Below are 20,440 nucleotides of genomic sequence, written 5' to 3' on the forward strand. Positions count from 1 at the left end.
CCATGGCCCACCACGACCACGACAACGAGCACCACGAGGGTCACGAGCACCACGACCACCACGAGGGTCACGACGAGCACACCGCCGGCCACGGCCGTCACGTCGCCGAGGGCACGAGCACCGAGGACACCGAAGGCGGCGAGTACACCTCGACGGAGGGCGTCTCGCACACCGCCGGCGAGGCCGAGGGCAGCTACGTCGACACCTCGGTCAACGAGCAGAGCACCGCCGACAAGGGCAGCTACGTCGACACCAGCGCCGCGGGCACCTCCGCCGAGGGCGAGGGCGAGTACACCGACCGCGACGAGTGACCCGCGCCCGGGCGCCGCGCGTCCCGCCGGGACACCGCGCTCCGGCCGGTGTCCCGGCGGGGAGCCGGCGCCTCGGCGGGACGCGGTGGTCCGCCGGCCCTTCAGGCGGGCTTCAGCGGGGCCGCGGCTAGCCTGGGCTCGCGCGGGGCCCCGCGCGCCGAGCCCGGGGAGGCCGCCATCCGCATCCTGGTCGTCGACGACGAGATCAACCTGCTCCGCGCCCTCGAGACGGGCCTGGAGGCCGAGGGCTTCGCCGTGGACACCGCGACCACCGGCACCGACGCCCTCTGGTACGCGCAGGAGGCCGACTACGCCGCCATCGTCCTCGACCTGATGCTCCCGGACGTCAGTGGCTTCCGCGTCTGCGAGCGGCTGCGCGCCGCCGAGGACTGGACCCCGATCCTGATGCTCACCGCGAAGGACGGCGACCTCGACCAGGTCGAGGCCCTCGACACCGGCGCCGACGACTACCTCACCAAGCCGTTCTCGTTCCCGGTGCTCGTCGCGCGGCTGCGTGCCCTCATCCGCCGCGGAGCCGCCGAGCGGCCCACGGTGCGAGTCGTCGGCGATCTCGTGCTGGATCCGGCGTCCCGGAGCGTCGAGCGGGGCGGAGTCGCCGTGCCGCTGACCGCGCGCGAGTTCAGCGTCCTCGAGTACTTCGTCTCGCGGGCGGGCGAGGTCGTCTCCAAACGCGACGTCCTCGGAGCCGTCTGGGACTTCGACTACGACGGCGACCCGAACATCGTCGAGGTCTACGTCCGCACCCTGCGCAACAAGATCGACCGGCCCTTCGGCCGCGACACACTCCGCACCCGGCGCGGGGCGGGCTACACGCTGGTGGCCGGGTGAGCCGCCGGAGCCTGCGGACCCGCATCACCGCGGCCGCGACCGCCGTGGTGGCCGCCGCCGCGCTCCTCGGGAGCGTGCTCTTCGTCCTGGTCCTCTCCTCCGTGCTCGCCTCGAGCGCCGCCTCCGCCGCCGACGCCGAGGCGGAGCGGGTCGCGGCGCTGGTCGAGCAGGGCGGCCCGGAGGCCGTCCGCGGCTCGGAGGGACTGGTCCAGCTCGTGGTCGACGGGCGGGTGACCGCCGCGGGCGAGGACGCGGAGGACCTCCCTCCGCTCGCGCTGGCCGAGAGCGACGACCCGGTCACGGTCGACATGGACGACGAGGGGGCGGTGGTGGTCGCCGCCCGAGAGCTCGACGACGACTCCCTCGTCGTGGTCGGCGTGCCCGACGAGGGCCGCGAGGAGGCGGTGTCCACGACGATCGGGCTGCTCGCGGTCGCCGTCCCGCTGCTGATCGCGCTGGTGGCGGTGGTGTGCGCCGTCGTCGTCGGCCGGGCGCTGCGCCCCGTGGAGCGGATGCGCGCGGAGGCCGAGGCGGTCACCTCCTCCGCCCTGGACCGCCGGATCGCCGCTCCCGGCTCCGGCGACGAGGTCGACCGGCTGGCGCACACCCTCAACCGGATGCTCGATCGGCTGCAGAGCGGGCAGGAGCGGCAGCGGCGCTTCGTCTCGGACGCCTCGCACGAGCTGCGCTCCCCCGTCGCGGCGCTGCGCCAGACCGCGGAGGTGGCGCTCGCGCACCCGGACCGGCTCGACTCCGCCCGGCTGGCGAGGACGGTCGCGGAGGAGTCGGTGCGGCTCGGCGGGCTGATCGAGGGCCTGCTGCTGCTCGCCCGGTCGGACGAGGCGCGCCTGGCCCTGGCGGCGGCCCCGGTGGACCTCGACGACCTCGCCCTCGGCGAGGTGCGGCGCCTGCGCGACTCCGGAGCCCGGGTCGACGCGAGCGGGATCTCGCCCGTGCAGGCGGTGGCCGACGAGGCCCTGCTCTCGCGGGCGCTGCGGAACCTGGTCGACAACGCGGTGCGGCACCGCTCCTCGCAGCTGGCGCTCTCGACACGGGTCGACGGAGCGGAGGCGGTGCTCGCGGTGGACGACGACGGGCCGGGGATCCCGGCGGCGGAGCGCGAGCGGGTGCTCGAGCGCTTCGTCCGCCTCGACGAGGGCCGGGCGCGCGACGCCGGAGGGTCGGGCCTCGGCCTGGCGATCGTCGCCGGGATCGCGCGGGCCCACGGCGGACGGGTCGTCGTCGGCGACTCGGCGCTGGGCGGCGCCCGGGTCGAGGTGCGGGTGCCGCTCGTCCGCTGAGCGGGCGCTTCAGGCCTGCTTCAGCGCCCGACCGCGAGAGTGCTGGAGGCGTCGACGAGCGGCGCCGGGACGGAGCCATCGTGCAGAAGAAGACGAAGATCATCGCCGGGATCGCCGGAGCGGTCGTGCTGATCGGAGCCGGGACGGGCATCGCCTACGCCGCGACCGACGGCTTCGAGGGGTCCGACTCCCTCACCGGCAGCGACCTGGACCGCGCGAGCGAGGCCGCGCTCGCCGAGATCGGCGGCGGGACCGTCACCTCGGCCGAGCGCGACGACGACGGCGCCACCGGCTACGAGCTGGACCTGACCGACCGCGACGGCCTCGAGTACGAGGTGCGCCTCGACGACTCCTTCGCCGTCGTGTCCGTGGACCCCGACGACCGCGCCCTCCAGGCCGGCTCGGGCGACGACGGCGTGCCTGCCGGCGACCCGACCGCGGCCGCCGTGGACCCGGACGACCTCACCGGCGACGACCTGGCCCGCGCGAGCGAGGCGGCGCTGGGCGCCGTCGGCTCCGGGACCGTCACCGAGGCCGAGCGCAGCGACGACGCCGACCACGCCTTCGAGGTGGAGGTCACCCGCGAGGACGGCACGGACGTGGACGTCGAGCTCGACGCCGCGTTCGCCGTGCTCTCGACGCAGGAGTAGCGCTCTAGCGGCCGCCGGGGCCCTTCGCGGCCCCGGGCGCGGCACCGCTGCCCGCGGGGGCGCCGACCCCGGTCGCCGCACCGCGACCGCCGGGGCCGTTGCCGTTGCCGTTGCCGCCCGCGTTGCCGTTGCCGTTGCCGTTGCCGTTGCCGTTGCCGGGAGCGTTCCCGCTGTTGCCGGGTGCGTCGCCGCTGTTCCCCGGAGCGCCACCGCTGTTCCCCGGAGCGTCCTCGCCGGGAGCGGCCGGGGTCTCCTCCGCGGGCTCCTCCGGCTCGGTCGGCGTCTCCTCCGGCTCCGACTCCTCGGGCGAGGGGGCGGGGTCGTCCTCGGTCTCGACGGGGGCCGGCGTGTCCTCCGGCTCCTCCTCGACCGGGGTCGTCTCCTCGGGAGCCGGTTCGGTCGTCTCGGCCGGTGCCGGCTCCGGGGCTCCCGCGATCAGGGCCTCGAGGTCGCCGCGGACGACGTCGACCTGCGCCTGCACCGTCGCTGCGCGGTCGGAGCTGACGGATCCCTCGGCGAGCGCGGCGTCGAGCGCCGACTGCAGCGAGGCGAGCTCGGTGAGAGCGCCCTGGTAGTCGTCGGCCGAGGCCTTCTCGGCGACGGCCACCACCGCGTCGTCGAGGGTCTGGGCGGTGCCCTCGTCGATGCCCTGCGGCGCGGAGGAGCATCCGCTCAGCAGCAGGACCGAGGCGAGCACGGCGCCGGCGGCGCGCAGTCGGAGGCCCCTCACGAGCGGATGCTCTCGCGCAGCTGACGGAGGTGGTCGCCCAGCTCGCCGTCCACCTGCGGCAGAGGCGACTGGGGACCGTCGATCAGGATGATCGCGAGCCCGACGGCGACCGCGACCAGCGCGAGCACCAGCACGATCAGCCACGGGCTCGGGCCGCGGCGCTGCGGAGGGGCGGCCGCGGGGCGGAGCGGAGCCGTGCGCGGCGACGGAGCGGTCTGCGGCGCCGGAGCGGTCCGCGGTGCCGGTGCGATCCGCTCGGTCGCGGTGAAGCGCTGCGTCGGAGCGATCGCCTCCGTGGCCGGGTACGCGTCGGCCGCGAGCCGGCGGGTCGGGTCGAGCGCCTCCGTCCGCGTGATCGGCTCGGTCTCGGCGAGCGGCTCCGTCGACATCACCCGGGTGGCGGGGACGTCGGGGACGATGATGGCCGCCGGCGGGGAGTCGCGCCGCGGATCGATCAGGCGGCGTGCCGACTCCGCCACCTGGAGCGCGGCGGGACGCTCGCCGGGCTCGCGCCGCGTCATCGAGGTCAGGAGCGAGGTCCAGCCGCTGCCGAGCGACTCCGAGACCTCGGGGTCGCGGAGCAGGCGGGCGAGCGTGACCTCGATCGCCGAGCCCGTGAACGGGCGGCGGCCGGTCAGCGACTCCAGGAGCACCAGGCCGAGGGAGTAGATGTCGCTCGCCGAGGTGACCGGGTCGCCGTGCGCCTGCTCGGGGCTGAGGTAGGCGGCGGTGCCGATGAGGGTGCCCGGCGCGGTGATCCGCGTCGCGTCGATGAGGGAGGCGATGCCGAAGTCGGCCAGCTTCGGGCGGAACTCGCGGCTGGTCAGCGGGCTCGGGACGAGCAGCACGTTCGACGGCTTCACGTCGCGGTGCACGACTCCGGCCGCGTGGACCGTGTGCAGGGCCTCGCCGAGGTCGCCCGCCATCGAGGCGACGTCGTTCGGCGCGACCGGGCCCTCGGCGAGCCGCTCGGACAGGCTCGGGCCCTCGGCGAGCTCCATCACCATGTAGGCCTGGCCGTTGGTGTCGTCGCCGCCGTCGTGCGCGTCGTAGAGGGTGACGAGGGCGGGGTGGTTGAGGGCCGCGAGCAGCCGGATCTCGGACGCCTTGCGCTGCAGGTCCTGCGCGTCGTCGATGCCGGGGGCGAACATCTTCAGCGCGACGGAGCGGCCGAGGACGCCGTCTCGCGCCCGGTAGACCGTGGCCATGCCGCCGCGGCCGATGAGCTCCTCGATCGTGTACCGGCCGTCGACCGTCGTCCCGACGATGCGGGTGTCGCCTGTCCGGTGGGATGCCACGGGTCCTCCTCGCGGTCGGCGGCGGGTGTGCCGCGCCCCCCGGTGCGACCGTCGACCCAGGGTAGTACGTCGACCCTGCACGCCGCCCTCCCCCGGCCGGGCTGTCAAGCGGGTGCCCCCGCGCGCGCCCCGACGTAGCGTCGGAGGTCCCGACGAAAGGCGACGACATGGACCAGGACCGCACGGAGCAGGACGACCAGGGCTCGACCATCGGCAAGCCGGACGGGGCGGCTCCCGCCACCTCCTCCGAGAGCGAGACCATCGAGAAGGACATCTCGGAGTCGCCCGGCAGCGAGCGCGAGACCGAGGCCAAGCAGGACTCGGATCCGGCGGAGAGCCGCACCGAGGTCTCCGGCTCCGCCGAGGTGAAGGCCGTGCCCGGCACGGGCGGCCCGGACGACGTGGGCGACGTCGAGGTCGACCCCGACGAGGTCTCGCTGAACGGCAAGCCGTTCCCGGGTCACGCCGGCACGAAGTAGGACGCCCGGGAGGGGCGGGGCCGCGGCTCCGCCCCTCCCGTGCTCTCCGGTCCACCCACCACCCGTCGTCCGCCCTCGCCCGGGGGGTTCCGCAGATCGCGCGGATCGTCCCGCGCCTTCCGAGCGAACGGCCTCAGGCGACCGGCGTCAGCAGGCCCGGGTCGCGGCGGTCGACGGTGCGGGAGTTGTTCACGCGGCGGTCGACCGGGTGGGCCGTGACGGTCGAGGCCATCGCGACGGACGCCCGGTCGAGGGTGGCGAGCATCTCCTCGGCGGAGGCGAGCGGAGCCGGGTCGAGCCAGGCGTCGCGCACGTCGGGCGTGAGGAACACGGGCATCCGGTCGTGCACCTCGCCGGAGGCGTCGCGCGCCTCGCGGGTGATGATCGTGAAGGAGACGCGCCAGTCGTCGCCCTCCTTGCGGGCCGTGTAGAGGCCGGCCGCGGCGAGGATCGGCTCCTCGCCCTGCAGGAACCAGGGCTGCTTGCCGTCGGCGCGGGTCTCCCACTCGTAGTACCCGCGCATCGGGACGATCGCGCGCTGCTTGGCGAACGCCCCGCGGAACAGGCCGTTCGTCGCGACCGACTCGAGGCGCGCGTTGATCGGCGAGGGCCCCCTGCCCTTCGACCAGGACGGGGTGAAGCCCCAGGACGCGAGCTCCAGCTCGCGCTCCCGCTCGCCGTCGTGGAGCCGCTCGCGGACGATCGGCGCGACGTCGGTGGGAGCGACGCTGTAGTCGGGCGCCCAGTCCTCGGCGCGCCCGCCCGCGGCGACGAACTCGCGGATCAGCTCATCGGTCTCGGAGTCCATCGCGAAGCGGCCGCACATGCGGGACAGGCTACGCCGCACCTCCGACGCCGCGCGAGGCGCCCGGTCCGACCACCCGGGACTTCGCGGACCAGAAGCGCATCAGCGCGCCGGCGAGGATCGAGCCCAGCGCACCTGCGGCGAGGTCGCCGAGCGTGTCCTCGTAGCCGACGAAGATCGAGGAGTCGATGAAGCGGTGCCCCGCCCACTCGCCCCACTCCCACAGGACGCCCGCCGTCGTCCCGAAGCAGGCGCAGAGCACGACCGCCGGGAGCAGCGGCCCGCGATCGCCCGCGACCGCCGGCACGACTCCGGCCCGCGCGGCGATGATGTAGGCCACCGCGGCGATCAGCCCGTTGAGCACGCAGTGCACGACCAGGTCCCACTGCGGCCAGGCCTCGTAGAGGCCGAGGACGCTGCTCCAGGAGGCCACGAGCAGCGCGAGCCCGAAGAGGGCGTCGAGCGCCGGACGGATGCCGAGGAAGCGCGGCAGCACCAGCCCGATCGCCGCGAGCGCGAGCACCGCCACGTCGACCAGGTCCCAGCCGATCGCGGCCGCCACGATGCTCGCCGCCCCGATCGCGCGGATGCCGTCGGCCGTCCACTCCCCGCGGGTGCGCGGGGGCTCGAGGAAGGTCTCGACGAGGGCGGAGCCGCTCACGGCTTCGTGAAGCGCAGCACGGCCTGGACCGGCTCGTGGTCGGAGGGCGCCGCTCCCCCGTAGCGGACGGCGTTGATCCCCGCGGAGACGACCTCGAAGGCGCCCTCGCTGACGAGCAGCCAGTCGATCCGCTTGCCCGGCGCCGGCGCGCGGTAGTTCGAGAAGGTGCTCCACGAGTGGGTGAGGTGCTTCTCCGCCGTCTCCCACGCGTCCGCGAGGCGGCCCTCCTCGAGGATCGTCCGGTAGGGGACGGTGTCGACGTCGGTGTTGGTGTCGCCCATCACGATCGCGGGGCGTCCGAGCTCGAGGACGCGGCGGGCGATCAGCTCGGCGGAGCGCTGGCGCGAGCGCCGCGAGATGTGGTCGAAGTGGGTCGAGATCACGGTGAGCTCGCGGCTGGTCGCGTGATCGGTCAGCTCCGCGATCACCGCGGTGCGCGGGATGCGATTGCCCCAGCTGCGCGAGCCGGCGACGTCCGGGGTGTCCGAGAGGGCGATCTGGGTCCAGTGCCGGACGGCGTAGCGGCTGCGGTCGACGAAGAGCATCACGCGCTCGCCGCCGCGGTCCGCGTCCCGGCCGAAGCCCATCGCCTCGAAGGAGGAGCCCAGCGCCTCGTGCACGGCGGCCGACTGGTCCGGCAGCGCCTCCTGCACGGCGAGGATCGAGGGGCGCTCCTGCTCCAGCACCCGCTGGACGAGCGGGCGGCGCCGGTCCCACTGGTCGACGGCGCGGGAGGTGAGGCGCGGCATCCGCCGGCGGATGTTGTAGGTCATCACGTGCAGATCGGGCGCCTCGGTCGGGCCGATCAGAGGCGTCGCGTCGGTCATCACTCCACCCTACGGGGGCGGATCGAGGTGCCACGGAGGCTTGCGGTGACCGCTCCCGGCCGCTCTACTTCGGACATGCCCCTCTCCCAGGACCTCACCGCCCTCGCCGACGAGCGCTTCGTCTCGCTCACCACGTTCCGGAAGTCCGGGGACGCCGTCTCGACCCCGGTCTGGATCGCCCGCGACGGCCACGAGCTGATCGTCACCACTCCCCGCCGCAGCGGCAAGGTGAAGCGCCTCCGCAACGACGCGCGGGTGACCCTCGTCCCGTGCGACCGCCGCGGCCGCGTCTCCGACTACGCGGTGCCGGTCGAGGCCGCCGCGGAGATCGACGCCGACCCCGGCGAGGTCGAGCGCCTGGGCCGCGTGTTCCTGGCGAAGTACCGGCTCGAGTACCGCGTGTTCCTCCTGATCGAGGGCCTGGTCACCCGCGCCGACCGCACCCGCGTGATGCTCCGCGTCTCCGACCGCTGACCCGCACCGCCCTACACCCCCGGAGGCTCCCGCCGGAAGGCCTGGGGGCCGCCGGACCCGGGGTCTACCGTGGGGCGATCGCCGGTGCCCCTGCGCGCTTCCCGCGTGCGCTCCGGCGGCAGTCAGAAGGAGCACGCAATGAGCATCGGAGCAGGGATCTTCCTCCTCGTCGTCGGCGCGGTCCTCGCCTTCGCGGTGGACGTGCAGGTGTCCGGGATCGACCTGAAGCTGGTCGGCTACATCCTCATGGCGGCCGGAGCGGTCGGCCTGATCCTCGGGCTGGTCCTGCTGACGCGCCGCCGCCAGGCCGTCTCGACCACGCGCTCGGCCGTCGACCCGGCCAGCGGCGAGCAGGTCACCCGCCGCTCGAGCGAGAGCGACGGCCCGCTGATCTGATCGGCGGAACGACGAAGGGCGGGACCTCGCGGTCCCGCCCTTCGTCGTTCACGGCCCTACTCGGCGGGCTCGTCCGGCTCGCCGCCGGAGACGGTGTCGGTGTCGCCGCCACCGGAGGAGGTGTCCGTCCCGGTGCCGTCGGGGAGGTCCTCGGTCTTCTCGGTGTCCTCACCCGTGGTGCGGTCGGTGCTCATGGCGCTCTCCCTTCGCGTCGGCGACCTGCCGACCCTCCCACTCTGCTCCGCCCGCGCCTCGCGGGGCAGGGGGTAGCGGAGGCGGAGGGCGGCGTGGAAGGCGCCTACTCCTCGACGACGATGGTGGTGATGACCGGGTTCCGGCGGTGGCGGCGGGTCAGCCAGCGGCCGAGGGTGCGCGTGATCAGCGCCTCCATGGCCTCGAGCTCGACCGGCTTGCCCGCGGCCTGCAGGACGGCGTCGTCGATCGCCTTGCTCGCATTGGCCTTCCAGCCCGGCTCCTCGACGAAGCCGCGGGTGAAGAACTCGACGGGCTCGCCGAGCGTGCCGCGGTCGAGGTCGGCGATGGCGAGGACCGTGATGGCCCCCTCCTCGGCGAGGACGATGCGGTCGTTCATCGCGTCCTCGGTGGCGACGCCCATCGTGGTGCCGTCGACCAGGATCTGGTCGGCCGGGATGCGCCCGCTGATGCGCGAGCGGCCCTTCACCAGGTCGATCGAGACGCCGTCCTCGATGACGAAGACGTCCTTCTCGTCGATCCCGGTGCGCGTCGCGATCGCCGCATTCGCGGTGAGGTGGCGCCACTCGCCGTGCACGGGGAGCACCGCGGTGGGGCGCAGGATGTTGTAGCAGTAGGCGAGCTCGCCCGCGCTGGCGTGGCCCGAGACGTGCACCTTGGCGTTGCCCTTGTGCACGACGGTGGCACCCCAGCGGGTGAAGGCGTTGATGATCCGGTAGATCGCGTTCTCGTTGCCGGGGATCAGCGAGCTGGCCAGCAGCACGGTGTCGCCGGGGCCGATGTCGATGATGTGGTCCTTGTTGGCCATGCGCGAGAGCGCCGCCATCGGCTCGCCCTGCGAACCGGTGCAGATCATCACGATCTCGGTCGCGGGGAGCTTCTCGAGCACCTTCATGTCGACGACGAGGCCGGCCGGGATCTTGAGGTAGCCCAGGTCGGCGGCGATGCCCATGTTGCGGACCATCGAGCGGCCGACGAAGGCGACCTTGCGGCCGTGGCGCTGCGCGGCGTCGAGGACCTGCTGGATGCGGTGCACGTGGCTCGCGAAGCTGGACACGACGATGCGGCGCGGCGCGGTGCGGAACACCTGGTCGATCGCGGGGGCGAGGTCGCCCTCCGAGATCGCGAAGCCGGGGACGTCGGCGTTCGTGGAGTCGACCAGGAACAGGTCGACGCCCTCGTCGCCGAGGCGCGCGAAGCCGGGGAGGTCGGTGGTGCGCCCGTCGAGCGGGAACTGGTCCATCTTGAAGTCGCCCGTGTGCAGCACGAGGCCGGCCTCGGTGCGGATCGCGACGGCGAGCCCGTCCGGGATGGAGTGGTTCACGGCGAGGAACTCGAGGTCGAAGACGCCGGCGTCGATCCGGTCGCCCTCCTTCACCGGGCGCGTGCGCGGGGTGATGCGGTGCTCCTGCAGCTTCGCGCTGATCAGCGCGAGGGTGAAGGTCGAGGCGATGATCGGGATGTCGCCGCGCTCCTTGAGGAGGTACGGCACGCCGCCGATGTGGTCCTCGTGGCCGTGGGTGAGGACGATGGCCTCGATGTCCTTCAGGCGCGAGCGGATCGCGGCGAAGTCGGGGAGGATCACGTCGATGCCGGGCTGGTTCTCCTCGGGGAAGAGGACGCCGCAGTCGACGATGAGCAGCTTGCCCTTGTGCTCGAAGACGGTCATGTTGCGGCCGATCTCGCCGAGGCCGCCGAGCGGGGTGATCCGCATGGCGCCCTTCTCGAGGGGCTTGGGCTTGGGGAGCTCGAGGTGGTGGCGGGCGGGCTTGGCGGTTCTGGCGTTTCTCATGCGGTTCTTCCGGGAGGGAGTGGCTGGACGCGGGCGCGCGGCGCAGGGTCCGACCGCGCGCCCGGTCGGGCCGCGGTGATGTGTCGCTCCGGCGCTGTGAGCGCTGTCGGGAGCGGGTGGAGGTGTGCGGGACGGGGCCGGGCGGGGCCGCTCTCAGCGGGCGGCGCCGTCCGTGCGGCGCGCTCTCGCGCACCGACCGTCCCGTACATCCTGCCAGCGTTCCCTGGGTCGCGGGTCCAGGAGGCGGGATCCGGGCCTCGCAGGCGCTCAGGCGCGTGCGTCCTCGACCTCTCGCCGACCCACCGCGTCCTGGCGGCTGCGGAGGAGCTGGCGGCCTGGCGCGCGTGACGGGCGCCGTTCGATGGCTTTACTGCGCTTCACTCGATCTGGATAAAGCACAGTAAGACTCCTGAACCGGCCCGTATGGATGCCGTCGACAATCCCTACACGCCGAACGCGGGAGCGCGACCGGAGATCCTCATCGGCAGAGACGAGCAGACCCAGGCGTTCCGCACCCTGCTGACGTGCCTGCGACGGGGCCGCACGAACCAGTCGATGATCATCACGGGGCTGCGGGGCGTCGGAAAGACGGTCCTTCTCAACGGCTTCCGGACGATCGCCCAAGAGGAGAACGGGGACAGTGATCGAGTTCGAGGCGGTCAAGCACGACGAGGGCCGGTTCCGCCAGGTGCTGGCATCCCAGCTCAAGGCGGCACTCCTCCGCCTGTCTCCCCGCGCGAGATGGACCGACCGCGGGAGGCACGCCGCCGCGGTCTTGAGCGCCTTCGCGGTGTCTGTCGGAGCGGACGGCGAGTGGTCCATCGGATGGGATGTACCGCCGGCAGAAGGAGTGGCCGATCATCGGGATCTCGGACTGGACCTGACGGACGTCCTCGTCGCCGTGGGTGAAGCGGCGGCCGAGCAGGGCGAGGGGATCGTCCTGCTCATCGACGAGGTCCAGTTCCTCGACTCACCGCAGCTCGAAGCGCTCATCCAAGCCATCCACAAGACCGTGCAGCGGAGCCTCCCCGTCACGTTCGTCGGTGCCGGTCTTCCGCAGATCGCCGAGCTAGCGGGCGATGCGAGATCGTACGCCGAGCGGCTCTTCACCTTTCCGCGGATCGACTCGCTCGATCACGACGAAGCGGTAGCGGCTCTCCGAGAGCCGGCAGCGGCCGAGGGCGCGGTCTACGACGACGACGCTGTTGAACTCGCAGTCGAGATCACGACCGGATACCCCTCTTTCATCCAGGAACTGGGCTACCAGGTCTGGACGGTGGCTGAGAACGATCGCATCCACCGGGAGGACGTCGAACTGGCGAGGGAGGCCTACGAGGCGAAGCTGGACAGCTCCTTCTTCCGCGTGCGACTCGATCGGGCGAGTCCACTTCAGACCGCGTACATGCGAGCCATGGCGGAGCTCGGACCAGAGCCCCAGAAAGCGGGCGACGTCGCGGCGCTTCTGGAGCGCGCGTCCACTCAGCTCGGATCGGTCCGCGCGGAGCTGATCGGGATGGGGCTCCTGTTCACTCCCGAGCACGGGTACGCCGCGTTCACTGTTCCGGACTTCGACCGGTTCATGAAGCGTGCAGTCCCCGTCTTGGAGGTGCCTCCCGTCGTGAGCCGGGGAGCCCGTCGAGCACCCGCCACCGAGGTCTGAGCCAGGCCGCACCCGTTCACGGCCGCCCGGCGTCAGGACTCGTCGGCCTCGAAGCGCAGGGACCGGTCGGCCACCGGCAGCCCGGAGTCGCGCACAGCGGCCTCGATCGCGGCGTGCCCGCCGTCGGGCGCGACGATCCGCAGGCCGTCCTCGGTCGCCCAGTAGGCGGTGACGCCGTGCTCCTCGACGAGGGTCGTGAGCAGCGCGGCGGTCCGCTCCTGCTCGCCGGGACCGACGGTGATCGCGGCCCAGGGACCGGAGATCTCGACCGGGGCGCCCCGCTCCGCGCCCGCAGCGTCCCGCAGGTCCTCCGCCGCCCGGACGATCGGGAGCAGCGCGGGCAGCCCGCCGGAGACGTCCTCCAAGGAGTCGAGGGCGAAGGACCCCTCGCGGAGCGACGCGTGCAGCTCCAGGTCGCGGCCGAGCCCGTCGATCCGCTCGAGCAGGGCCGACGCGTCGACAGCGGGAGCGGGGCACGCGGCGGTCGGCTCCTCCGCGCCCGCGAAGGAGAGGGTGTTCCCGCCTGCGGACGTCGCCCGGAACGACCACAGCACCGGATCCGCGTACTCGGTCGCGCAGGCCGTCGCGAGGGCGTCGGCGAGCGCCGGCTCCTCGACCGCGACCCCGACCCAGGAGGTCGGCGGGCCGAACGCCGGCGCCTCGACCCAGCGCTCGGCGCCATCGAGGGAGACTCCGGGCACCGCGGCGACCTCGCTCGTCAGACGGTCGAAGCCGGCGTCGGGCCGTGCGAACGGCGTCTCGTCGATCGTCCAGACGAGGAGCGTCAGCCCGCCGGCAGCGAGGGCCGCGGCGAGGACGCCGGCGACGGGGAGGAGGAGGCGACGGGACACGCCCCCATCCTCGCTCCCCTCCTCCGCGGCGTCACGTGAACATCGGGCGAACGGACGGTGCGTCGGCGACGACGGCTCCCGCCCGCGGCCCGGCCCGCGCCGCTACTGCCCGGCGCCCATCCCGCCGTCGATCCGGTACTGGGCGCCCGTGATGAACGAGCTCTCGTCCGAGGCGAGGAAGAGCACCAGCGCGGCGATGTCCGAGGCCTCGGCGTAGCGTCCGAGCGGGATCCCGGCCTCGTAGGCGGCACGCTGCTTCTCAGCGTCGCCGCCGCCCGCCTCGATCGAGCGCATCATCCGCGTGTTCACGGGCGACGGGTGGATCGAGTTGACCCGGACGCCGGTGCCCGCGACCTCGAGGGCCGCGCTCTTGGTGAGCCCGGCGACCCCGTGCTTCGAGGCGACGTAGGGGCTGAGGCCCGGGGCGCCGTCGAGCCCGGCGACGGAGGAGGTGTTGATCACGCTGCCCCGCCCCTGCTCGATCATCCGCGGCAGCACGGAGCGGAGCCCGAGGAAGGCACCGCGCAGGTTGATGCCGATGACGCGGTCGAAGTCCTCGGGGGCCGTGTCGACGATCGACGCCACCCTCCCCTCGATGCCGGCGTTGTTGAAGAAGACGTCGATCCCGCCGAAGGCGTCGACGGTCGCGCTCACGTAGCGGTCGACGTCGTCGGGGTCGGAGACGTCGGCGCGGACGGTGAGGACGCGCCCCTCCGCCTCGAGGCCCGCGGCCGCCTCGTCGAGCGCCGACTGGTCGATGTCGACCAGCACGACGCGGGCTCCGGCGTCCAGGAGCGCGCGGGCGGTCGCGAGGCCGATGCCTCCGGCGCCGCCGGTGATGATCGCGGTGCGGTCGGTGAAGTCGGTCATGGTGATTCCCTTCGTCGTCCGTGGTGCGGGGCGGCGGCGGTGCCGGCCCGCTCCCAGCACGCTAGGCGGCGGCCGGCCGCCTGCCACGGGGGTCGACCTCCGCGGGGGGCAGGGGTTACCGGCGCAGTCCCGAGACGAGCGCGAGGAGCCCGTCCATCGACTCGACGACGAGGGGCGGGAGGTCGCCGCGCTCGGCGACGAAGGCGATCGGGGTGGTCGCGACGACGTGCCCGGCGAGCTCGCCGTCGACGTGCACGACCAGGAGGCCCGCCCCCTCGGCCTCGGGGGTGCCGACCACGACCTCCCGCTCGCCGAGGAAGCCGGTCCGCGGATCCTTCCGGGCGGAGCGGATCCACGCGGGCAGCGGCTCCTCGGCGACGTACCTCGAGAGCGCGTCCTCGAGCGACGGGCAGGTCACGTCCTCCTGCGGCAGCCCGAGGCGGTGCGCCTCGAAGCCGCCGTCGACCGGCGTGATGAAGCCGAGCACGGCCTCCGGCTCCCGCGGGTCCTCGGTGCGGGCGCGGACCCGCCAGCCGTCGTCGCCGACCGGGTCGAGCTCCACGTCGTCGACGGTCGCGGGCAGTGCTGTGCGGATCACGGGTGGTCCTTCCTCGAGGGACCGTCCAGTCCACCGGACGGCGGAGGGCGCGTCACCGGGGTTGACGACGGTCGCACCACCCGCATCGAGCACGCCCGCTCCGGACGCGTCCGACTGCTCCCGCTCCGGCACAAGGCCCAGCGCGCGGGCCGCCGTCTCCGCTTGACTGGGGGCGACGCGCCGACCCTCGGCGCACCCGGGAGGCGACATGGCGAACCACCGTTTCGAGCTGCGGTCCGGCCGCGGGATGGGCGTCTCGGCGGCGGGCGATCCCGTCGCCGACCGGCTGGTGGTGTTCTGCCACCCCACTCCCGGAGCGGGCGGCTTCGACCCCGACCCGACCGTCACCGGTCCGTGGGGTCTGCACCTGCTGATCCTCGACCGCCCCGGCTACGGCGCCTCGGACCCGGTCGACGCCGCTCACGGCCGCGTCGAGGACCGCGCGGACGACCTCGCCGAGTACCTGCGCCGCTCCGAGCGCACCGCCCGCATGGTCGAGGGCGCCCGCTTCGGCAGCGTCGGCGTGGTCGGCTGGGGCTCCGGCGGCGCGTTCGCGCTCTCGCTCGCGGCCCGGCACCCCGACCTCGTGGACCGCCTCGCGCTGGTCGGCACCCCCGCGCCCCCGCAGGCCGGCGTGATCGTGCACCCCACCAGCGCGTGGGAGCGGCGCGAGACCCTCCGCGGAGAGGACGCCGACGCGATCGCCGCCGCCCTCCCGCAGACGCAGCCGGGCCTGGACGCGCTCGGGATCGACTCCGACGACCCGGTGCTCGCCACCCACGGCGGACTGCGCAACCGGCTGGAGCGGATGCTCGCCGAGGGCTGGCGGCAGGGCTCGAGCGGCGCCGCGACCGACCTCGCGGCGCTCCGCGACGGCTCCTGGGCCGACGACCTCGACCGGGTGACCGCCGAGACGCTCCTGGTCCACGGCGACGCGGACCCGGTGGCGAGCGCCGAGGACGGCCGCTGGTACCGCGGCCGCCTCGCGCGGGCGCGCACCGTGACGGTCGACGGGGCCGGCCGGCTGGCGCTCGTGCGCGAGTGGCGCCGGATCCTCGACCACGTCGCTCCGCTCGAGCGCGGGGCGGAGGGCCGATGAGCCGCCTGGGCGCGGGCCCGCTCGTGCTCGTGTCGGCGATGGCGGTCTCGGGAGTCGTGCACCTGGTGCACCCGCGGACCTTCGACGCGGTCGTCCCGCGAGGGATGCCCGGCTCGGCGCGCGGATGGGTCCTCGTCTCGGGAGCGGCGGAGCTGGTCTGCGCGGCCGCGACGCTGCACCCGCGGACCCGCGCGGCCGGCGGTCTCGCCTCCGCCGCCCTGATGGCCGCCGTCCTCCCCGGCAACGTGCAGATGGCGCGGGACGCCCGTCGGCCTCGGACCCGGGTGATCACGCTGCTGCGCCTCCCGCTCCAGATCCCGCTCGTGCTCTGGGGTCTTCAGGCGGCACGCAGCCGCTGACGCAAGCCCGCGCGGGCGCGGATCGCCCGCTGCTACCGTCCAGGCATGACCGACCAGAGCGCGGACGACCGCCACGACCAGCTGACCAGCGCCCCGAAGGCGACGGAGGCCGACGCGGCCCCGCGCATCGAGGTCTCCACCACCGAGGCCGGCGACACCCGCATCGACATCCGCGAGGACGCCGCCGTGCGTCCGGGCCGTGTCGACGAGAACGGCGACGAGCTCGACGAGAGCCGCGACGATGCCTGAGCGCCGCCGTGCCGCGCTCGTCTACAACCCCGTCAAGGTCGACCTGGAGTCGGTGAAGGCCGCTGTGAAGCGCGCCGAGGAGGCCGCCGGCTGGGAGGAGACGCTCTGGTACGAGACCTCCGTCGAGGACCCCGGAGCCGGTCAGACGAAGGAGGCCCTCGCCGCGGGCGCCGACGTCGTGATCGCGGCCGGCGGCGACGGGACGGTCCGCGTCGTGGCGGAGGCCCTCCGCGGCTCCGACGCCTCGCTCGCGCTGCTGCCCTCCGGCACCGGCAACCTGCTCGCCCGCAACCTGAACCTCACGCTCGACGACATCGACAACTCCCTGACCGTCGCGTTCTCCGGACAGGACCGGGCGATCGACGTCGGGATGATCGACATCGAGACCTCCACGGGCCGCGACCGCCACGCCTACGTCGTGATGGCGGGCCTCGGGATCGACGCGAAGATGCTCGCCAACACCGACGACGACCTCAAGAAGCGGGCCGGCTGGCTCGCCTACGTGGACGCGCTGCGGAAGGCCCTGCTCGACAAGAACCAGCTCGAGTTCCGCTACCGCCTCGACGGCTCGAAGACCCGCAAGGTGCGCGCGCACACGATCATCGTGGGCAACTGCGGCGCCCTGCCGGCGAACATCCTCCTGCTGCCGGACGCGGCCGTCGACGACGGCGAGTTCGACATCGTCCTGCTGCGCCCCGAGGGCTTCTTCGGCTGGGTGCAGATCATCTTCAAGGTGGTGTGGGAGAACGGCGTGCTCCGCCGCAGCGGCGTCGTCGGCAAGAAGCTGATGGGCCTGACCAAGGAGGTGTCGGCCCTGCGGTACGTGAAGGGCCGCGACCTCACGGTCCGCCTCGAGCACGCGCAGGAGATCGAGCTCGACGGCGATCCGTTCGGCTCGACCTCGGCGTTCCGCACCTGGATCGAGCCCGGCGGGCTGACGGTGCGCGTCCCGGCGTAGCGCCGGCGGCGGCCGGGCGGATCCGCCCGGTCCGCCTCCCGCCGGGAGAGAGGATCGTCATCCCTCCCGGCGGAGGCGTCTGCTCCGAGCAGGGCGGTGCAGTGCGGCTTCGGGTACCGCACCCCATGCACCTGCATGAACACGGCGACTGTAGTGCGGAATCCGTCGCCGCCGCAACGATCCGCGGGGCTCCGGCGGCTCGAATGGGTAGTTCCACCGTGCGATGCTCCGTGGCCGCGACGGATTCCGCAGCTGACTCGCCCCGGCAGGAGCGTCATCGCCCGTCCGTCGATCGACGAGGCTTCTCCTCGGCACGGTGCCGACACGCGCACGAAACGCCCGCCCGCTAGCGTGCGGACATGACATTCCGTGCGTCAGCCGCGCTCAGCGCGCTCGTGGCCTCCTCCCTCCTCCTCGCACCCGCCGCCATCGCCTCCCCCGCCGCCCGCGCGGGCGCCGTCGACGGGGGCACCAGCGCCGGCGATCCGTACTTCCCCGGCCTCGGCAGCAGCGGCTTCGACGCCCTCACCTACAGCCTCGTCCTGAAGTACGATCCGGCGACCCGGGCCCTCGGCGGCAGGGCCGTGGTCACCCTCGCGCCCCAGAAGGACCTGCGCTCGCTCTCCTTCGACCTGACCGGCCTCACCGTCTCGAAGGTCACCGTCAACGCCGGGGGCGCCCGGTTCTCGCAGTCGGGGGACGAGCTGACCGTCACGCCCGCCCGGACCCTCCGGAAGGGCCTGCCCGCGCTGGTGAGCATCGACTACGCCGGGACCACCGGGAACCCCGTCGACGGCACCGGGGCCCCCTTCGGCTGGTGGTCGACGGACGACGGCGCCCTGGTCGCCAGCGAGCCGGACGGCGCCTCGACCTGGTACCCCGTCAACGACTCGCCCGCCGACAAGGCGCGCTACACCTTCAGCATCACGGTCCCGGAGGGCCGGACGGTGGTCGCGAACGGCCTGCCGGTCGGCTCCCCCACCACGTCGAAGGGGTGGACGACCTCGCGCTGGGTCGAGACCAGCCCGATGGCGAGCTACCTCGCCATGGTGAACATCGGCGACTACGACCTGGTCCGCTCCACCCGGGGCGGCGTGACGACCATCGACGCGATCGACCGGGACATCACCGGCGACACCCGCGCCCGCACCGAGGCGGCGCTCGCGAAGCAGGGCGCGATCATCGACTACTTCTCCTCCGTCTTCGGCCCGTACCCGTTCCGCTCGGCCGGAGCCGTGGTCGACGACGAGCGGATCGGCTACGCCCTCGAGACCCAGGGCCGCTCGTTCTACTCCGGCGGCGCGGACGAGTCGACCGTCGCGCACGAGACCGCGCACCAGTGGTACGGCGACAGCGTCACTCCGGAGACCTGGTCCGACATCTGGCTGAACGAGGGCTTCGCGACCTACGCCGAGTGGCTCTGGGAGGAGCACACCGGCGGCGCGAGCGTCACCGAGTCCGCCGCCCGGGTCGCCGCCGCTCCCGCCGACGACCCGTTCTGGTCGACCGCCGTCGCCGACCCCGGAGCCGCGGGCCTCTTCGACGCGCCCGTCTACGCCCGCGGCGGCCTGACCCTCGTCGCCCTCCGCGACCGGATCGGCGCGGACGCGTTCGGCGTGCTGCTGAAGCGCTGGGCCTCCGAGAACCGCTACTCGAACGCGACGACCGCCGACTTCCAGGCCCTGGCCGAGAACGTCTCCGGCTCCGACCTGGCGGACTTCTTCGACACCTGGCTGCGCACGCCGGAGAAGCCCGCCGGTCTCTGACCCCCGGATCGCCGCGGCGCGGCCGGGTGTCAAGGAGGGACGGCAGGTCGGCCCGAGCCGATACCGTCCCTCCATGGGCTTCTTCGACCGCAACGACTCCTCGACCAGCGCCGCCGCGCCGCAGCCGAGCGCACCCGATCCGCAGCGGCGGGTCTGGAGCGACGGCCTCGGCCGGTTCGCCACCCGCTGCCTCCAGGTGGTCATCGTCCTCCTGCTGGCCTCGGTGCTCGTCTTCGCGATGACGCAGCTCACGCTGGTGCTCATCCCCGTGATGATCGCGCTCATCCTCGCCGCGGCGATCCACCCGGTCCTGGCGTGGATGCGGCGCAAGGGCGTGCCGTCGATCCTCGCGACCTGGCTGGCGCTGATCGGGCTGCTCGCGATCCTCGGCGCGGTCGGCTGGCTGATCACGGTCGCGGTCCGCAACCAGTGGGACGAGCTGGTCAGCAGCGCCTCCGACGGCATCACCTCGCTGCAGGACTACGTGCAGCACCTGCCTTTCCAGATCACCGACGAGCAGATCGAGTCCGCCCGCCAGTCGGTCGTCGACTTCCTCACCTCCAGCTCGTTCGGCAACGGCGCGCTCGCGGGCGTCTCCGCAGCGGCGAACTTCATCACCGGCCTCGTGCTGATGATCGTGGTGCTCTTCTTCTTCATGAAGGACGGCCCGAAGATCTGGGAGTTCCTCCTGCGCCCCTTCACCGGCTCGGGCTACGAGCGCGCCAAGCGCGTCGGGCACAAGACGGTCGACGTGCTGGGCGGCTACGTCCGCGGAACGGCGACCGTCGCGGCGGTCGACGCGATCGGCATCGGTGTCGCGCTGGCGATCATCCAGGTGCCGCTGGCGATCCCGCTGGCCGTCATCGTCTTCCTCACCGCGTTCATCCCGATCGTCGGAGCCACGGCCGCCGGCATCCTCGCCGCTCTCGTCGCCCTGGTCGCCAACGGCCCGGTCGCCGCGCTGATCGTGATCCTGGTCGTCATCGGGGTCAACCAGCTCGAGGGCAACTTCCTCCAGCCGGTCGTGATGGCGCGCTCGCTGAAGCTGCACCCGCTGATCGTCCTGATCGCCCTGACCGTGGGCACCGTCCTCGCCGGCATCGTCGGCGCCGTGCTGGCCGTGCCGATCGCGGCCGTCGTCTGGGGCATCGTCTCGATCTGGAACGGACCCTCCGACCCCGCCGAGCCCGCGCGGCAGAAGCGCGCCGAGACGGTCTAGGCCCCCGGGATCGTCGAGCGCGCGC

The 20,440-nt window shown here is 73.6% G+C and carries 24 protein-coding genes and 1 pseudogene; 15 read left to right on the forward strand and 10 right to left on the reverse strand.

Going from position 1 to position 20,440, the window contains the following annotated elements:
- The first annotated feature begins 2 nt into the window (after positions 1–2).
- The 4 genes from C5C57_RS18070 to C5C57_RS18075 all read left to right on the forward strand — a co-directional run bounded on the left by C5C57_RS18070 (position 3) and on the right by C5C57_RS18075 (position 3,111).
- Positions 3–311 (forward strand): hypothetical protein, encoded by a 309-nt coding sequence (locus C5C57_RS18070; RefSeq protein WP_181027115.1) that lies wholly within the window; start codon positions 3–5, stop codon positions 309–311.
- Between the two features lie 177 nt (positions 312–488).
- Positions 489–1,160, forward strand: a complete 672-nt coding sequence (locus tag C5C57_RS07955) for a response regulator transcription factor (protein ID WP_104222956.1) — start codon at positions 489–491, stop codon at positions 1,158–1,160.
- Complete coding sequence (locus tag C5C57_RS07960) at positions 1,157–2,461, forward strand: cell wall metabolism sensor histidine kinase WalK (RefSeq protein ID WP_104246941.1); 1,305 nt, start codon at positions 1,157–1,159, stop codon at positions 2,459–2,461. The genes C5C57_RS07955 and C5C57_RS07960 overlap by 4 nt, the downstream gene beginning before the upstream one ends.
- Positions 2,462–2,541: 80 nt before the next feature.
- Entirely contained in the window at positions 2,542–3,111 is a 570-nt protein-coding gene (locus tag C5C57_RS18075) for a PepSY domain-containing protein (protein WP_104233065.1), read from the forward strand.
- A gap of 4 nt (positions 3,112–3,115) precedes the next feature.
- Here the strand turns inward: C5C57_RS18075 and C5C57_RS18080 are convergent, their stop codons facing one another.
- Together C5C57_RS18080 and C5C57_RS07975 are read right to left on the reverse strand one after the other, a co-directional pair.
- Positions 3,116–3,841, reverse strand: a complete 726-nt coding sequence (locus C5C57_RS18080; RefSeq protein ID WP_181027116.1) for a hypothetical protein — start codon at positions 3,839–3,841, stop codon at positions 3,116–3,118.
- Positions 3,838–5,139 carry a serine/threonine-protein kinase gene (locus C5C57_RS07975; protein ID WP_104246942.1) on the reverse strand — a complete coding sequence of 434 codons (1,302 nt, stop codon included), beginning with the start codon at positions 5,137–5,139 and terminating at the stop codon, positions 3,838–3,840. The genes C5C57_RS18080 and C5C57_RS07975 overlap by 4 nt, the downstream gene beginning before the upstream one ends.
- Positions 5,140–5,306: 167 nt before the next feature.
- On the opposite strand from C5C57_RS07975, the gene C5C57_RS07980 reads away from it, so the two are divergent.
- Positions 5,307–5,618 carry a hypothetical protein gene (locus C5C57_RS07980; RefSeq protein ID WP_104222919.1) on the forward strand — a complete coding sequence of 104 codons (312 nt, stop codon included), beginning with the start codon at positions 5,307–5,309 and terminating at the stop codon, positions 5,616–5,618.
- Between the two features lie 133 nt (positions 5,619–5,751).
- Here C5C57_RS07980 and C5C57_RS07985 read toward each other — a convergent pair whose 3' ends face one another.
- The 3 genes from C5C57_RS07985 to C5C57_RS07995 are packed head-to-tail and all read right to left on the reverse strand — an operon-like array spanning position 5,752 to position 7,911.
- Positions 5,752–6,444 (reverse strand): SOS response-associated peptidase, encoded by a 693-nt coding sequence (locus tag C5C57_RS07985; RefSeq protein ID WP_104226115.1) that lies wholly within the window; start codon positions 6,442–6,444, stop codon positions 5,752–5,754.
- Between the two features lie 10 nt (positions 6,445–6,454).
- Complete coding sequence (locus C5C57_RS07990; RefSeq protein ID WP_104246943.1) at positions 6,455–7,084, reverse strand: hypothetical protein; 630 nt, start codon at positions 7,082–7,084, stop codon at positions 6,455–6,457.
- Positions 7,081–7,911 (reverse strand): endonuclease/exonuclease/phosphatase family protein, encoded by an 831-nt coding sequence (locus C5C57_RS07995; protein WP_104226113.1) that lies wholly within the window; start codon positions 7,909–7,911, stop codon positions 7,081–7,083. The genes C5C57_RS07990 and C5C57_RS07995 overlap by 4 nt, the downstream gene beginning before the upstream one ends.
- 75 nt (positions 7,912–7,986) lie before the next feature.
- Here C5C57_RS07995 and C5C57_RS08000 point away from each other — a divergent pair, with 75 nt between their 5' ends.
- A complete protein-coding gene (locus tag C5C57_RS08000; RefSeq protein ID WP_104246944.1) occupies positions 7,987–8,385 on the forward strand; it encodes a PPOX class F420-dependent oxidoreductase in 399 nt (132 codons plus the stop codon).
- Positions 8,386–8,523: 138 nt separating this feature from the next.
- Positions 8,524–8,781 carry a DUF6458 family protein gene (locus C5C57_RS08005; RefSeq protein WP_104222924.1) on the forward strand — a complete coding sequence of 86 codons (258 nt, stop codon included), beginning with the start codon at positions 8,524–8,526 and terminating at the stop codon, positions 8,779–8,781.
- A gap of 56 nt (positions 8,782–8,837) precedes the next feature.
- Here the strand turns inward: C5C57_RS08005 and C5C57_RS18085 are convergent, their stop codons facing one another.
- Positions 8,838–8,975: a hypothetical protein gene (locus tag C5C57_RS18085; RefSeq protein ID WP_159940924.1), complete on the reverse strand. Its 138-nt coding sequence runs from the start codon at positions 8,973–8,975 to the stop codon at positions 8,838–8,840.
- A 104-nt stretch (positions 8,976–9,079) separates the two neighbouring features.
- On the reverse strand, positions 9,080–10,786 hold the full coding sequence (locus C5C57_RS08010) for a ribonuclease J (RefSeq protein ID WP_104222925.1): 1,707 nt from the start codon (positions 10,784–10,786) through the stop codon (positions 9,080–9,082).
- A gap of 423 nt (positions 10,787–11,209) precedes the next feature.
- On the opposite strand from C5C57_RS08010, the pseudogene C5C57_RS18455 reads away from it, so the two are divergent.
- Together C5C57_RS18455 and C5C57_RS08015 are read left to right on the forward strand one after the other, a co-directional pair.
- Positions 11,210–11,356 (forward strand): annotated as a pseudogene (locus C5C57_RS18455) (ATP-binding protein); the annotation flags it as partial.
- 70 nt (positions 11,357–11,426) lie between these two features.
- Positions 11,427–12,446, forward strand: a complete 1,020-nt coding sequence (locus C5C57_RS08015; RefSeq protein WP_258072363.1) for an ATP-binding protein — start codon at positions 11,427–11,429, stop codon at positions 12,444–12,446.
- Positions 12,447–12,478: 32 nt separating this feature from the next.
- On the opposite strand, the gene C5C57_RS08020 is transcribed toward C5C57_RS08015, so the two are convergent.
- The 3 genes from C5C57_RS08020 to C5C57_RS08030 all read right to left on the reverse strand — a co-directional run bounded on the left by C5C57_RS08020 (position 12,479) and on the right by C5C57_RS08030 (position 14,765).
- Positions 12,479–13,297: a hypothetical protein gene (locus C5C57_RS08020; protein WP_104246945.1), complete on the reverse strand. Its 819-nt coding sequence runs from the start codon at positions 13,295–13,297 to the stop codon at positions 12,479–12,481.
- A gap of 102 nt (positions 13,298–13,399) precedes the next feature.
- Positions 13,400–14,167: an SDR family NAD(P)-dependent oxidoreductase gene (locus C5C57_RS08025; RefSeq protein WP_104226110.1), complete on the reverse strand. Its 768-nt coding sequence runs from the start codon at positions 14,165–14,167 to the stop codon at positions 13,400–13,402.
- Positions 14,168–14,282: 115 nt separating this feature from the next.
- Positions 14,283–14,765, reverse strand: a complete 483-nt coding sequence (locus tag C5C57_RS08030) for a hypothetical protein (RefSeq protein ID WP_104246946.1) — start codon at positions 14,763–14,765, stop codon at positions 14,283–14,285.
- 208 nt (positions 14,766–14,973) lie between these two features.
- Between C5C57_RS08030 and C5C57_RS08035 the strand changes: the two genes are divergently transcribed.
- From C5C57_RS08035 to C5C57_RS08060, 6 genes are all read left to right on the forward strand, one after another.
- A complete protein-coding gene (locus C5C57_RS08035; protein WP_104246947.1) occupies positions 14,974–15,864 on the forward strand; it encodes an alpha/beta fold hydrolase in 891 nt (296 codons plus the stop codon).
- On the forward strand, positions 15,861–16,223 hold the full coding sequence (locus C5C57_RS08040) for a hypothetical protein (protein WP_104222929.1): 363 nt from the start codon (positions 15,861–15,863) through the stop codon (positions 16,221–16,223). The genes C5C57_RS08035 and C5C57_RS08040 overlap by 4 nt, the downstream gene beginning before the upstream one ends.
- Positions 16,224–16,268: 45 nt before the next feature.
- Positions 16,269–16,472: a multidrug transporter gene (locus C5C57_RS08045; RefSeq protein WP_104222930.1), complete on the forward strand. Its 204-nt coding sequence runs from the start codon at positions 16,269–16,271 to the stop codon at positions 16,470–16,472.
- A complete protein-coding gene (locus C5C57_RS08050) occupies positions 16,465–17,430 on the forward strand; it encodes a diacylglycerol kinase family protein (RefSeq protein ID WP_104222931.1) in 966 nt (321 codons plus the stop codon). The genes C5C57_RS08045 and C5C57_RS08050 overlap by 8 nt, the downstream gene beginning before the upstream one ends.
- 359 nt (positions 17,431–17,789) lie before the next feature.
- Positions 17,790–19,196, forward strand: coding sequence for a M1 family metallopeptidase (locus tag C5C57_RS08055; RefSeq protein ID WP_104246948.1), 1,407 nt, complete (start codon positions 17,790–17,792; stop codon positions 19,194–19,196).
- Between the two features lie 73 nt (positions 19,197–19,269).
- On the forward strand, positions 19,270–20,415 hold the full coding sequence (locus tag C5C57_RS08060; protein WP_104226105.1) for an AI-2E family transporter: 1,146 nt from the start codon (positions 19,270–19,272) through the stop codon (positions 20,413–20,415).
- Positions 20,416–20,440: the final 25 nt, after the last annotated feature.

The sequence above is a fragment of the Rathayibacter sp. AY1C5 genome (assembly GCF_002931705.1).
GTDB lineage: Bacteria > Actinomycetota > Actinomycetes > Actinomycetales > Microbacteriaceae > Rathayibacter.